This window comes from Aliivibrio friggae, from assembly GCF_057368515.1.
On the sequence record NZ_CM170649.1, the window covers coordinates 1,168,987 to 1,184,954 of the forward strand.

At 37.7% G+C, this 15,968-nt stretch carries 5 protein-coding genes; 3 read left to right on the top strand and 2 right to left on the bottom strand.

The window, feature by feature from the left end; all coding sequences use genetic code 11:
• Window positions 1–25: 25 nt before the first annotated feature.
• The gene (locus AC2INI_RS18810; protein WP_486306005.1) at window positions 26–10,093 is read right to left on the bottom strand and encodes a DUF11 domain-containing protein; all 10,068 of its coding nucleotides are present in this window, start codon (window positions 10,091–10,093) and stop codon (window positions 26–28) included.
• A gap of 668 nt (window positions 10,094–10,761) precedes the next feature.
• Between AC2INI_RS18810 and ylqF the strand changes: the two genes are divergently transcribed.
• Complete coding sequence (gene ylqF, locus AC2INI_RS18815) at window positions 10,762–11,697, top strand: ribosome biogenesis GTPase YlqF (RefSeq protein ID WP_122033571.1); 936 nt, start codon at window positions 10,762–10,764, stop codon at window positions 11,695–11,697.
• A 79-nt stretch (window positions 11,698–11,776) separates the two neighbouring features.
• Here ylqF and AC2INI_RS18820 read toward each other — a convergent pair whose 3' ends face one another.
• A complete protein-coding gene (locus tag AC2INI_RS18820; RefSeq protein WP_486306006.1) occupies window positions 11,777–12,751 on the bottom strand; it encodes a CobW family GTP-binding protein in 975 nt (324 codons plus the stop codon).
• 175 nt (window positions 12,752–12,926) lie between these two features.
• On the opposite strand from AC2INI_RS18820, the gene AC2INI_RS18825 reads away from it, so the two are divergent.
• Entirely contained in the window at window positions 12,927–14,753 is a 1,827-nt protein-coding gene (locus tag AC2INI_RS18825; RefSeq protein WP_122033569.1) for an ABC transporter ATP-binding protein, read from the top strand.
• A gap of 181 nt (window positions 14,754–14,934) precedes the next feature.
• The gene (locus AC2INI_RS18830) at window positions 14,935–15,918 is read left to right on the top strand and encodes a Solitary outer membrane autotransporter beta-barrel domain (protein WP_486306007.1); all 984 of its coding nucleotides are present in this window, start codon (window positions 14,935–14,937) and stop codon (window positions 15,916–15,918) included.
• Window positions 15,919–15,968: the final 50 nt, after the last annotated feature.

Consider the following 15,968-nt stretch of genomic DNA (forward strand, 5'->3'; position numbering starts at 1 on the left):
CTTCTATTCTTATTTTTATATTGAGTTATTTTTCATCTTTGCTTTGAATACTGAAATTAAATTTTGTCAGTGCGTGCGGTGTTATACGTAACACCTTTGGGTTTTCACTGATAACGGTCATGCCTGTTGGCAATGAATCACTATCAACCTTTACAAGGAATTGTTTGCCTTTTTTATCCAATACCCACTGATCTGGCACGTGATAGCGACCATATTGATCCGTTTCAATAATAATACCTTCAACCGTAAGTAGCCTAACGCCAGGAATACCATCTTCATATAACCCCATATTCTCTATGATAATTTCCCATAAATAATAAGAGCCATCTTTATAGAGATTTCGAGTGATGTTCAGATTTTCTCCGGTTAGGCCCTCTTGACGCTCATCGGTATGGCTTGTGATCACTGAATCATCTTTTTTGAACAGTATATGAGTGCCATCTTCAGTCGTTACCGTAAAATCAAACTTATCTCGAGTGGTGGTTGCAAATTGAAGTACCGCTTTATTGCCTTCAGGTAAGGTTCTGTTTCTAGAAAGCCCAAATAAATGGTCAATAACAATACTTTTATTTATTGGTGCTACTTCTTTTTCAGTAAGCGCCTCTTCTTGGCCTTGAATTTCTAAAGTCGTTGAATTCACGACATAAACGGATGACGGAATATCAGCAGTGATCGTAATATCAAATGCAGTGGCTTCTGCTTGGTAACCATCACCATTATGATCTTCAAACACTTTCCCGATAATTGAAGCGGTATCAAATAGCTTATCAGGGGTTATTTCAACCGTTGCGCTACTCATGTTTGATTTAATTTCTAATGGTCCGCTTGTCATTCCTTCTGCCGGTGTCATGGCATAAGCCGTATTCACATAACTGCCAAATGTGGCACCTACCGTGACTCGCAATAAGTATCGAACACGAACTTTCTCTTGAATTGTTGAACCGCTTGAACCATACGCCAACATATCGCCAATATTGAATGTTAAAACGCTGGTGATGCTTGGGTCTTGGTTGGTAAATACATCATCAAATGTATCAAATTCGCCATCTGGACCACTGTTAGTAATTTCAGTCGAACCTTCAAGGTATTGAAAACCTGATGGGTATCTATCTTCTAGTTTAACGCCTTTAAATTCGGCTTCATTGTGATTTTCAATAATCACTTCATACTCAATAACATCACCTACTTGAGCGCTGTCTTTAAGTGCTCTTTTAGTTACTTGAAGTTCACCTTCATTATCTGCAAACTTCTTAACGTGTATTGTGACGCTGTCTTCTGCTGTTATTCCACTTGGTGTGGTCACCGTAAAAGTGTTAGTAATATCATCATCAAGTCCTTTACCTATTTTACCGACAACGATAATTTCAAAAGCATTACCTTCATAAGCTTTTAGAGTCTGTGTTGAGTTAAGATCTATCGAATCTTGGGTTTCGATAACTGCTGACCCCGGAAACTCAATAACTTTTGCCGTCCACTCAGTAAATAGTGGGTTACCATTAGCCCCTTGAAGCGCTGAAATTTCATCAACTAAGCGTACTCCGGATACATCTGCTGAGCCTCGATTCGTAACACCTAGTGTAAAGGTAATTTCGTCGTCATCATTTGTGTATTCTGCTTTATCTGCGATTTTTTTCACCATTAAAACCACTTCTTCTGGCTTTAACACGGCAGTTGAGTCTATCGTTGCTGCGCCATCATCCATACTTGCTGTATTCGAGATGTCGCCCAGAGCATTGGAATTTACAATGCCTTTAACAATAAAATCAATTGTCGCATTTGGTGCTAAATCAACAGTAACATCGATATCTTTCCCTAGCGGCAGTGGATCAATTGTTGTTGTGCTGTATTTATCATTTTGTATGTCATAGTTAATATCCCATGAACTAAACGCATCTTCAGTTGCACCTAAGATTGTCGTTACTTGTAGGTCACTAATGATGTCGGTGATCTGTATATTTTGAGCAAAGCTAGCTGCATTATTTACTAAAGTAATATGAAATTCTGCTTCTTCTCCTGCAATGTATTTCGCCTCTTGAGACCCATCTTTTACTGTTTTAATAAAAGAGACATTTTGTGCTGCAGGTTTTAATTCGGCATCATCCGTTACTGTTATGCCATTAAATTCCATTGTGGCGGTATTTTTTATAACACCAGTGGCTTTTACATTCACCTCTCCGCTAACTGTAAATGTCACGGTATCAAGCGGAGCGAGATCAATATTGACCTGAATATCTTCATTAATCGTCGAACTGGTTCGTGTTATAACGGTATCAGAATCATTCGCTTCAACATCTAGAACCCAATGGCTGAATGCTTGCTCTTGTATGCCATCTATCGTTTCTACAGTTAAAGCTGAAATGATGTCGTCTAATTTAATGTCGTCGGCAAAGCCATTGGTGCCATTGGTCACGGTAATAACAAAATCTGATGTTTCACCTGGAACATAGGTCTCAACCGGCGCTTCTTTTAGTAAAGTAACGACTGGAATAATAGGAAGGCTAATCGCTTCTGCGGTTTGAGTAACACCATCCAGTTCAACGGTAACTGTATTTTTAACTTCACCGTGAATCATTGGTAGTAGCTTACCGCTAATGTTAATTTCCAACTCATCGTTTGGCGCAATCTCAATCATTCCATTAATGTCACCGGAAGTAATCGTTGGGATAACCGTATGCCCGGTTAATGAACTTCCAGAAATACTAATAGAAGCGGGATCAAATGCAGTTAATGTATTTCCATCGATTGTTGGGCTTTCAATTGTAGATACAAAATCACTAATCTGGACATCTTTGGCCCATGCTGCAGTCGTATTTGTCACTTTAATGGTATACGTTAATGTATCACCAGCTTCATAGATTGGTTTATCTACTACTTTCGTTACCGTTAATGATGCTTTTTCCGGTGTATAAGTAGCTTCTGCTCTTTTTATTTTGTTTTCAACATCTGTAACATTAACAATATTAGTAATATCCCCCATTGCATCATCGTTTACTTTTCCTTCTAGATGCAGATTGATGATATGTGATGGTGCGATATTGTAATTAACCTCATAGCCATCAGTCCCTGTAACTTCACTGCCTGCTACCATTTGTGATAATGACGGTTCCGCTCCAATAACTGATACATCAGTAATGTCCCACTGTTCAAATGCGCGTCCTTCTCTGGCTTGGCCTGCAAAATCAGTTTTTATTGATTTACTTAGATCGCTAATATTGGCATTAGTTACATAGCCACCACCTGTATTCTCAACTTGAACATCAAACCCAATTGTCTCCCCAGGAACATAAGTAGCCGGAATTTTAGATGCAGTTTTTGTTACGGATAACTCCCCCTTTTCTGGAACAATATAGCCGACATCAACTTGATACTTTGCTCCGTTGACAGTTACCGTGTTTGTAAACTGGCCAATCGCATCTTTTCTGATCACACCATCAATAACAATCTCAACTTCTGTCATGGTTGAATCAGTATTTCTTGCTGCCATTTTTATAACAGAATTAATGTCTCCACTTGTTGGTAAGCTACTGATATCGGTATAACTCGGAGATGAATCATGATCACCATCAGAAATTACACGTGAAGTGATTGACCATGACCCTAAAGCTGGTTGCATAGAGCCGTCTGCTGTTTCAACCATAAATGTAGAGATAGAATCAACAACCGTAACTTCAGTGTTGGTATCAGATTTATTTAATACTCGAATAGTGTATTTAATTGGCTGCCCTGGTGAGTAAGTGCTGATATCAGAGGCTTTCATGGCAACTATCTTAGCCGTGCCCGCTGCCAATGTTACATCATTAGAATTTACACCATCTATCTGAGCGGTATTTACTATTGACCCTGTAGCATTATTTGACACCGTTCCTGATATCTCAAACTTCAAGCTATCCCCAGACATTAAATCAAACGTTGCGTTTAAATCCGATGAACCATCATATTGTCCAGATATAGAAAATCGAGAAGGATCTGGCTGCTCAATAAGATGCACATTACTTGATGTAAATGCATCGATACCATCTGAAGTTTTTAAAGCGCTAACTAAATCTTTTATTACGATATCATTAGCAGTACCTTCACCGTCATTTCGCACCATGACTTCATAAGTCACTTGTCCGCTTGGGTTGTATTGACACCCACTGCCAGTCGTTGACGGAAATGAACACGTATTACTGTCTGATGTTGTGTTAATCACTGTTTTTTCAAATACTAATAAAGGTGCTACTGGTGGAATAGGATCTGTTGTAACTGTGTTATTACCACCTATTGCCGTATTGGCGTCAACAACCCCCACAGCATCTTCACGAATATCACCAGTAATGGTAAAAGTAATCTCTTCCATTGGAGCAATATCTAAGCCATCTGACGCTTTAATATCAAGATCATCTTTAGGATCGTAATCTAAAGGCTTTGTATCAATATCAGCATCCAAACCTGTTGTTACTACATCCGTAATATTGGTGTTGATTAATGCAGGCTCTATCGCCCCACCAATAACTTCTACTTTTAATTCAGAAAGTAAATCTTGAATGATCGTATTATCACGCCAAACAGGTTGAATGTTTTTTACAACAAATTGATATTCTACACTGTCACCCGGCTTATAAGTGTCACCGCTACTATAAGAATTGCCTGCAATTGATATGATCTTTTTAGTAACTTCCAGTCCACTAGGGTCTGAATTAATATGTGATTTTGAAAAACCACTGCCATTATATAAAGGCTTAATTTGAATGGCATCTAAGCTATCGTCACGGATTTGTGATTCCATTACGAAGTCGATCCATCCATTAGGTGCAATAGACACATAAGCCAAATCAATATCTGCATTAACACCACCAACATAGGAACCAATAGAAGTCATCGATTCGCCTGAAGTTGTCGCTGTAACACTCCAACCGTTTGGTTGATATACGATACCTTTCTCGTTATCACCTTGGCCTAAAGCCGTTTGTGCTAATCTCACTTTTAATTCTGAGAACTTCTCAACCAACGATTTGCCATACTCAGTACCATCACCATTATTCTCTAAACGTAAGTGATAATAAACTTTCTGATCATCAACTTGGTGATTATAAGTCGTTTTAACAGCACTAAAGCTGCTATCTGAATAGGCTTTATGTGTTTTCTTAATGACCGAAGGTAGCATAACGGAACGATCAGAACTCACATGAAACCGGCCCGCGATGAGCGCTTCATTTTTAAACTCGCCAACAGCCTTCTCTACTATATGAGCTTTTATTTTATACCTAACAAACGAGCCTAATGGAGTGGCACTTTTTGCAGCTAGATCAAAGGTTGTGTCAATATTCTCGTTATCTTTAACGATTCCCGGATTAGATATTGGACTTCTATCCGTTTCCGTTATGATTTCCCAACGATCAAAAGCAGGACATGTCTGTACACTACCTGTATTGGGGTAATAACAATCTGTTGTTACTGATTGAATTCTGTCAGTAATCGCAACATTATCTAAATGCACTTCATTGTCATTAATAATTTCAATTTGATATTCAACAAATCCCCCCGGTTTATAGCCAGCTAAACCAGAGCTCAACTTAGTAACACCATCAGTATCGTAATAAGCTAAAATGGCTTTTGAATAATCAAATTTTTGAGCATCAGGCTTAGATATGGCACTCACTCGGTCACCATTAACTGATAATATGTTAATAATATCCCCAACGGCTTTAGGGTTTACGGTTGTAGTCACGACATAATCAATGGTCGCACCTGCTGGGATAGATGCTCTTGTATTAATGTCTTTTCCATCTGTTACCGTACCTACTTGGGCATTACCTCCAGCAGAACCACCAGTGACAACTGGGTTTATTGTCCAACCAGACATAAATGCAGAGCCTAAATTACCATCGACAAGCTCAACCTGAACTTTTGATATTTCATCAAGTACAGGAATATCGTAAGCATTACCTTTTCCGTCATTAGTAATAAGCAAATGGTAAGTTAGAGGTTCTCCCGGTTTATAGTTAATCTCATCAACTTCTTTAGAGAAGGTTAAATGAAACTCATTTGGTCGAATCGTTATACCACCAATATCAATATCACCTACGGCATCATCACGAACAATACCTTTTACGGTATATAAAACATAATCACCACCGGCTACATCTATTGTGGTATTAATATTTTTATTATTTTCAACCGTTCCGTCGAGGGTACCATCCGTAGTACCACGACCACCATTAGCATCATCTTTAATTACATCAACAGAGAATACGTTTGTGAATGGGTTTTCTGAAGTACCGTCCATAAGTAGAACGTTCAAACCTAAAATATCCTCAGATACTTTATGGTTATTTAAGTAACCCGTTTTAGAAAGCACTTTGATGGTATAAGTTAATTCATCACCAGGGCTGTAATACTGATTAGGAGAACCATTAACCAACACCTGTCTAATGGTATCAGCACCATTCCAAGTAATTTCATTTTCATGATGTGAAATATGAGATTGTTCTGTCACTTCTCCAAAATCACGATAAACATAAGCATCATTAGGCAGTAAATTCGTTAATGAGCCTGACATTACCGTACCAACGTAATTATCTTTAACCCTAGCCTTAATTTGAAAGGTTTTTACTTCTTGTGGTGCAAGCTCTAATACATCAGATGACCCTATTGCTGGATAAATAAAATCATCCGTATTTTGAGGGCCAAAAGAGGCCTCACCATCAAGTTTTATTTGCCAATAGTCAAAGGGAGACTGGTTTACATCATTTTCAAAATGATCATCTTTATCGTTTGCTAATACCGATTTTATTTGAGTCATTAAATCGGCAACAGTCAGCCTTTTTGCCGTTATCGTCGTACTGTTGTTCAATAATGATATGCTATAGGTAATATCTTCACCAGGAACTACTTTCACTTTATCTGAAGTTTTTAAGATCGATATATTAAATTTTTCTGTTACGGCCCCTTTACCTATTTCTGCCGTTGATGAATGATCCGTACCTGTAGCAGGATCATGGATTTCTACCGTATTTGATATTTCATCTTTCACATAATCGGATTTAACCGTGCCAGTGACTTTATAAACAACATAGCCCATGCCATTATAATCACCAGATGATTCTTTTGGATCAATATCAACTTTAGATTGAATATTTCCACCATCTGGCCACGTTGACTTTATATCAGCATAACTGCCACTCTTAGGGTGTCCTTCTGTACTTGCTTGAATTGTCCAACCTGGTTCAAATACGTCCATGCCAATAATATCATCACTGACATCTACGTCATTGGCATAACCTGCTCCTTTATTGAAAACATAAATATTGAACTCGACAGTTTCTCCAACTTTAAACACATCATTAGGCGTTGTTTTAGTTACCAATACATCCGGGTCTTTAGGATGAACCCATGCATTATCACTATTCGACTTTCCATTATCTGGTGTAGAAACTGTGGCAATATTATTAAACTTTCCCCAAACAATTTTATTATCATCAGTACGGTCAATCTGTGCTGTAATCGTATAAATAATGCGTACATTCGGCGGGATTTGTGCTGTTGTATTTAAGTCTTTATTATTCTCGACGATACCTACATCAGTAGCAGCCAAAAGCTCTGCTTCTTCTTGTGATGACAAACCAGAAGCATCAATTACTTCTTTTTCCGTTGCAATTGTCCAAGTAGTAAATACTGGAATTTGAGTATTATCCGGTTCTAATATATCCGCTTGAACACTCGAAATAGGATCTACAATATTTACATTAGTAGCATAACCATTTGATTTTTCATTTTTTAATACAAGTTGATACGTAACTATTGTTGCCGGCTTTGAATATGACGTTTGCTCTCCACTAAAGGTTGCTGCACCATCAATTTTTACCGATTTATTTATAGAAACATTGAAATCTCTTGGTACAGATCCTCTATCTGCGATTGCTTTACCATCAACAATCACCTCATTTGTTATCGTACTATTTGCTGTTGCAATTGTTCTTGCACTTATGGTGTAAGTTATTGTTGTTTTTGGTTCAATTGTCGCTTTTACATCTAAAACATCGGGATAAACAATAGATCCAGAGAGCCCTGTATCTGTTGAGTTTGCAGGGGTTCCATCAATATGCTCCGCGCTTGCTGTAACTGTCCAATAAGAATAAGCGGGAACAGAGTTGCCATAAATATCAGTCACCATAATTGCCGTTAAATCATCAACAACAGAAACTTGATCGGCAAAACCATCGCCGTTATTTGTTACTTTTATAGTATAAGTAAGCAATTGACCTGATGAATAATAATAAGAATCGACATCTTTTGTTACCGATAAACTGTCATCAGGCATTTCAACCCCAGTACCATCTTCTATGACATCATCGGTACAGCTTGGATCATTATCAATAATAATCCCAACGCTAGTGTCATTGACCGTAGCTGTCAGTTTATAGATAACCTTTTTACCGGGAGCGACATCGGGTGAAACAACTACATCACCCGTGCCTGACGCTGTAAATTTACCCGCATCTGTTCCTTGATTATCACTGCCATCAGTAACTTCTAACTTCCATGATTTAAAAGCACTTGCCGAGCCTGCACCACCCGCTTGCTCTGTTTTAATACATGATAATTTATCGACAACAATCAAATTGTTAGCAAAGTACTTACTTGACGTATTTTCAACCGTAATGTCATAAACCACCTCACCGCCTGGGGTATACTGACTTTGTGATGTCGATTTAGTGATTTTAATTTCTGGGTCGGCAGTTTGTAGCACTTTTTCAGCATTAATCGGAGTCGTAATTTGGCTCACCGAGCTAGCTAAAGACCCATCAGATTTTAAGGCTTTTGCGGTTAAATTCTTAATTTCACCGATAGTTACAGGTGTGATTGTTGCTGAAATCAAATAATCAATTGTCTCACCAGGATATACAGAAACCACATCATCAAATGCTGTATCTGTTAATTCACCACTGTTATTAAGAGCCGATACTGAATTGCTACCAATAGTATTTACTTTAGATACCCAAGAATTATATGGGTTTCCTTGTACGTCAGCCTGATCAAAATTAAGCTCATTTAAATCGTTACCTAAAGTTGATAACAATGCGGCAATATTATGTTGAACATGATAGTTATGAACAATACCACCGCCGGTATTTTCAACACTAAGATGAACTTTCATTTCGCCATTAACCAAATAAGGCGTTGTATTTTCAAATTCATGATTTGTAATGGTCAACTCACCAATAATTGGTGGCGTTGTGAGTTGGTTACTACTTAGGTTCCCTTCTTTGGTTACTGAGTCAGCAGAAGTGACAATGTCACCGACCAAAGTACCAATAACAGCAGCTTTGATTGTGTAGGTTATGCTTCCACTAACATCAAGAGTAGCATCACTAACAGCAAGATCTCCTTGTGAAGCAAAAGTACCAGTTTCACTGTCTGCTCCACTTTTTTTTGCTGTGATAGAAGCCGATGAAAATGGAGAAACTAAATTGCCATCAATAGATTCAACCGCTAAAGAGGAAAACAATTGGTTAATGGCTAGGTGCTGTACTTTATAACTGCCTGTATTTTCGGCTTTTAATGTATAAGTTAATAGATCATTTAATGCGTATTGGCTTTTATCGACAGAAAGAGTCAATGTATATTCATAAGGTGCGGGTGTGATTATTTGTGTATTTGAATCAATATTTTCGGATGATGAAGTTACATTTGCTTGAATGGAAATATCAGTAATAGCGGTATCTGAAACTCTTGCTAAAACAGTGTAAGTTAACACACCACCCTGTTGTAATTTGGCATTGCTAACCATAAGGTCACCCGACGAACTAAAATCCCCTTTATTAGAGAACCAAGTAGCAGAGCCTGAAATTTCCGTCGATTGAAAAGCGGGTTCAGACCCTGACATTGTAGACAGAAAATCTGCCGAGACAGTAATATCATTAATTGTATTTAGAGATGAGTTGGTAATTGTTATCTGATAGGCAACAATTTCATTATTTTGGTATACAGGGTCATTCACCTTTACTTCAATCGCTAAGTCTGCCGAAAGTACAGAAGTAGAAAAGAATAAACTGGTAAATAACACCAGTAACTTATTAAATAAATTGTAGCTAAATCGAGAAATAAACATACTTATCAATAAACTCATCAAATCAAACTGTCAAAATGTTAATACCAGAACAAACTCACTATAGAGTAAATAGTCAATTTAATGACATGGTAACGTTAAGTTCTGTTCATATTAAATTAATACATGTAACATTTGTGAGAATGAGTTAACAAAAGTTTATTCGTGAGATCTATTCCCCATGTTTTTTTATTTTTCTTAAATTATCATTTACAAAGTAAATAAGTATCAGAAATTCATTAATTCAGTTAATAAAAAAGGTGACTTAAAGCCTCCTTTTTATTCGTGTTACCAATTACCAAGTTTTGAATTTAGCTGGGTTTGATCCAGCTTCGAAACAACCTATTCAAGTTTGTTACTGGCTAAATCAGTATCGCGAGCTTGAGTTGTTCCTTCACGAGATACTCATGAATTGCTTCAATATTTTTCCTATATCCGCACTTACTATATGCTGCTCTTCCGATGTAGAAGCGATTTCAGCTTGTTTAACGGTGTGAACTGTCATCATCAGTAGTTACATATGGATTAAATAATATTGGTTACTTTCACGGCGGTTTATAAGAAATCACCATAGCGATACCCTAACAAAGTCATAGAGCTCTATAACTTCCCTTTACTCTTGTGACTTTGCCGCTAAAATAGCGTTTTTGATTTTTTAAAGGATTCACGCTATGTCCATCCAATGGTTCCCTGGTCACATGCATAAAGCACAAAAAGAGATCGCAGAAGTGATCCCTAAAATGGATGTGATCATCGAAGTACTTGATGCTCGTATCCCTTTCAGTAGTGAGAATCCGATGATCGCCTCTCTACGCCAAGATAAGCCTTGTATTAAAGTTTTGAACAAGCGTGATTTAGCAGATCCTGAAGTGACTCAACTTTGGATTGAACACCTTGAGAAAGAGCAAGGCGTTACAGCAATGGCAGTGACAACCAGTAACCCTGATGAAATCCATAAAATCATGGAAAGATGTCGTAAGCTGGTTCCTCACCGTGAAGCGATGGGAAAAAACGTTCGTACCATGATTATGGGTATTCCGAACGTAGGTAAATCAACTATCATTAATACCTTAGCCGGACGTATGATTGCAGTAACCGGTAACCAACCTGCCGTAACTCGTCGTCAGCAACGTATTAACTTACAAAACGGGGTCGTTCTTTCTGATACTCCTGGTATTTTATGGCCTAAAGTTGAAAATCCACACAGTGGTTTCCGTCTTGCTGCCACTGGTGCAGTTAAAGATACAGCAATGGATTACGATGAAGTGGCTTTCTATACTGTTGAATATTTAGCAAAACAGTACCCAGAGCGTTTAAAAGAGCGTTATAACTTAGATGACTTACCAGATAACGATTTAGAGTTAATGGAAGCGATTGGTCGTAGTCGTGGTTGCTTGCAAGCTGGCGGACGAATTAATATCTATAAAGCGTCTGAAATTCTGCTTCATGAACTTCGTTCTGGCACATTAGGTCAATTGACTCTGGAACTTCCAGACATGATCCCTGCTGAACTTGAAGCCGTTGAAATTGCAGCAGCGCTTAAAGTTGAACAACAAATTAAGAAAAAAGAAGAACGTCGTAAGCGTTACTTGAAAAACAAACGTTAATTCTTTTTAAACATATATATAAAAAGAGAGGTTAACCAATAAGTTAACCTCTCTTTTTTTATTCTTATTACTGAACCTATTACTCTTCAATAAGTAAACTTAATAACACACCTTCCAACTGATCCCAAGGTAACAGCTGAGTATCAATCACTTCTAATTTTGATTCCATGCCATCGATACTAAGTAAATTGACAGAAACAACACCATTAGCAACATTGAATGCATAAAAACCTTTGTTCGTGTTCATCACCGCTTTAACACGCTCAGCAGTCAGTGCTGAAAGCATTGAAAATAGTTCATCAAAATCAAATACCGACTCGGCTCCAAAGAACCAGCCACAGCTGACATAACCCTGTCCTTTATTTTCTTTACGGCAGAATTTTTGGCCCGGTTCTAATACCATTTCCACAATATCTTGTTCAGCATGATGGTGATGGTGCTCTTCAATAACTAACTCAGTCGTTCGCTCTTCATCTAACCACTGTAGAGGCAATTCACCATGGTTAATGGTGGTTGATTTTGGTTGATGTGGTAACGATTTAGCCCAAGAATGAAATAAACATTCATCATAGTCTGTCGTCATGTCCATTTTAGTCCCGACAACGACATCAGAAATATTCAGTTGGTCATTAAAGTTTTGATTACTCGTATACTTCTCATCAGAGAGATTTCGAGGATCAACAAGGCCAAGTGTTGCTTTTAAATCAATGTAATTCTTATAGTTTTCTGACTGTAAAATTGCCAATATTTTTTTAGGATGACCTAAGCCCGTTGGTTCAATAATCAAGCGGTCTGGTTTTTGTCTTAAAAGCGCATTAATTCCAACCGACATTGGTAAACCCGCAGTACAACACATACAACCGCCAGGCACCTCTTTCACCATTGCACCACTTTCCGTTAAGAAAGCACCATCAATACCAACTTCACCAAATTCATTGACTAAAACAGCCCAAGACTCTTCTTCTGGTTTGTTTTTTAACAGCTGTAATATTGTGGTGGTTTTACCGACACCAAGGAAGCCGGTAATAATATTAGTTGGTATTTTTTTCATCATATTACTCTTTATTAGTACAATCTTTTTTTATGATACCTCTAGTGTGTCTCATGATACTAATTATTTTAGAAAACTTATCTATTAACTTATAAAATCAATTACATAAAGTTCTATTTTGAGTTATGTTAATCATATGTAGACATACCGTCTATTTTCTAATTTAAAGGTTTTATGTATGTTTAACTTCTTTGAACGGCTTACTACCGCTTTTCCAAAGCAAGAACCAAAACAGCCGCCTAAAGGCTTGTATGCATTTTGTCGTCATTATACAAGAGGTTATGAGATCCCTCTTATTGCTATGTCTTCTCTAAGTGCCATTATTGCGGTAATTGAAGTCTCTTTATTTGGTTTTATGGGGCAATTGGTTGATTGGTTATCAACACATGATAGAGAGACATTTCTAGCTCAAGAAGGGCACACTTTAATGTGGCTAGGTCTACTTGTGGTGGTTGGGGTTCCTATTTTAATCCTTATACACTCTCTTATTACCCACCAAACGTTATTGGGAAATTACCCAATGGCTATTCGCTGGCAGGCCCATCGATACCTTTTAAAACAGAGTGTGTCATTTTATTCCGATGATTTCGCCGGACGTATTGCGACAAAGGTAATGCAAACCTCTCTGTCTGTTCGTGAAACGGTAATGAAATTACTTGATGTATTGGTGTATATCTCCGTTTATTTCACCTCAATGATCGTTATGGTTGGTCAAGCAGACTGGCGTTTAATGGCACCAATGCTGATCTGGCTAGCGGCCTATATTGCTATCCAGTTCTACTTTGTTCCAAAATTAAAAGCGATTTCTGAAAAACAAGCCGATGCTCGTTCGACCATGACAGGCCGTATTGTTGATAGCTATACAAACATTAATACAGTGAAACTATTTAGTCACAGTAAACGTGAAACAGAGTACGCCGAAGAAGGTATGAAAGAGTTTCTTGGTACTGTACATAAACAGATGCGTTTAGCTACTGGGATTAATATCTCTGTTGAAATTATCAACTATCTTCTTGTTTTTTCTATCGCTGCGGTATCTATCATGCTGTGGATTGATAATGTTCTTTCTGTAGGTGCCATTGCTATCGCGATTAGTCTAGCTTTACGTGTTAATGGTATGTCTCACTGGATCATGTGGGAAATCAGTTCGTTGTTTGAAAATCTAGGTACTGTAACTGATGGGATGAATACCCTCGCAAAACCTATCACCATTAACGATAAACCGAATGCGACAGAACTAAAGGTTACTCAGGGCAGTATTAAATTTGATAACGTTAATTTTCATTATGGCGAAAATAAAGGCGTCATTAACGATTTAACCCTCGAGATCAAACCAGGCGAAAAAATTGGCTTAGTTGGTCGCTCTGGTGCGGGTAAATCCACATTAGTTAATCTGTTACTCCGTTTTCATGACATTGAATCAGGTTCTATTTCTATTGATGGTCACGATCTACGGGATGTAACTCAAGATTCATTACGTAGTCAAATAGGTATGGTTAGTCAGGATACTTCCCTACTTCATCGCTCTATCAGAGATAACATCAAATATGGTAGACCTGATGCAAGTGATGACGAACTGTTTGCAGCAACCAAGCAAGCCCAAGCTCATGAGTTTATTGAAACCTTAACAGACTCATATGGCAGTAAAGGCTACGATGCACAAGTTGGTGAGCGAGGGGTTAAACTTTCTGGTGGCCAGCGTCAACGTATTGCTATATCACGAGTACTCCTCAAAGATGCACCGCTATTGATCTTAGATGAGGCAACCTCAGCACTTGATTCTGAAGTAGAAGCCGCAATACAAGACAGCTTAGATGAATTAATGGAAGGTAAAACAGTAATAGCTATTGCACACCGTTTATCAACCATTGCCGCAATGGATAGATTATTAGTGATGGATCAAGGCAAAGTGGTTGAACAAGGTACACACCAAGAGCTTGTTCAATTAGGAGGGATTTACGCTCAACTTTGGGCCCACCAAACTGGCGGATTTATCAGCGATTAAGAAAAGATAATTTATAAGTGAAAACATAATTTGATATTTTTCTTATTGTGTTTTCACTTTATATTCATATAGTAGCTAAGAGTATTAATTTTAGGACACTTTATTATAACAGGCTGATTTAGTGTAGATTTTAAGGATAATTTCTACTACATTATGAGTAACTCTTTTCAAAGGACTGACCATGCTACGCGGACCAATCTCCCTTCTTATTGTTTTATTACTTAATGTGGTAATGGACAAGGCTATTGCCCGGGATATTACCCCTGCCGATAGATTTGAAGCTGCATTCGCGACCTCGTTAGTTCTATCTGATAGTAATATGATCACCTTTGGTATCGCTGATTTTAATCCTAATAACTATTTAGAAACCGATAACGAAAATATTGGTAGCTCCGATTCTATTGATTTACGCAGTAAAATGACGGTTTACTCCCTCCCTTATACCTTTGAGTTAACTGATGATCCCGATTCTCTCTGGAGTCATGAAGTTACCTTACGAGCTTCTTATGTAAATACTGATATTGATGTTAAATTTGATGATAAATCCTCTCCAGATTCTGATTTAGATGAAGTCTTTGGTCTTTATGCTGAATACGCACAAAATTATGTTTTCCGTGAGAACTGGACCATATCCTTTGGCAATGCTTTCCACTTAATGCATTACAAAAATACACATAAATATAATTCACGTTTTAGCCAAACTCTATCCCCTTACCTCGATGGTAATTACTATAACGTAACGACGAATACATTTGTGATTGAACCTAAAATCACATTTGAGTACAAAAAAGAAACAGACTGGGGAGAGTGGCGATTCAATAATAGTTATCACTATGCATTTGGCCAAGGTTTTGGTGGGTCATCAGATGTTAGTTCTGATGTTAATCCTGAAGTGTGGCGCTTTGTAAATAGCGTTCAACTTAGATACAACATGGCGCATTGGAATCGCTTGGCTCAAGTTCTTTACTTAAAAGCAAAGCGTGTAGATCTTGGTGGTGATGTGAACGAACCTCTAGGTACTGATTACTATTATGAGTTCAATATTGCATGGTTAATCGATACTAGAAAATGGATTTCCCTTGTGGATAATGTAGGCATTGGTTTCACTTTTAATGTAGGTAGTGCTCTACGTGGTGGAAGTATTGTCTTGTTTTACGATGAATAACTACCAAAAACATCATTAAAAATAGCAACCATAACAGTGAATTTATATAT

Coding starts and splice junctions, on each gene's coding strand:
- AC2INI_RS18810 (WP_486306005.1), bottom strand. CDS start 10,093: ATGTTTATTTCTCGATTTAGCTACAATTTATTTAATAAGTTACTGGTG.
- ylqF (WP_122033571.1), top strand. CDS start 10,762: ATGTCCATCCAATGGTTCCCTGGTCACATGCATAAAGCACAAAAAGAG.
- AC2INI_RS18820 (WP_486306006.1), bottom strand. CDS start 12,751: ATGATGAAAAAAATACCAACTAATATTATTACCGGCTTCCTTGGTGTC.
- AC2INI_RS18825 (WP_122033569.1), top strand. CDS start 12,927: ATGTTTAACTTCTTTGAACGGCTTACTACCGCTTTTCCAAAGCAAGAA.
- AC2INI_RS18830 (WP_486306007.1), top strand. CDS start 14,935: ATGCTACGCGGACCAATCTCCCTTCTTATTGTTTTATTACTTAATGTG.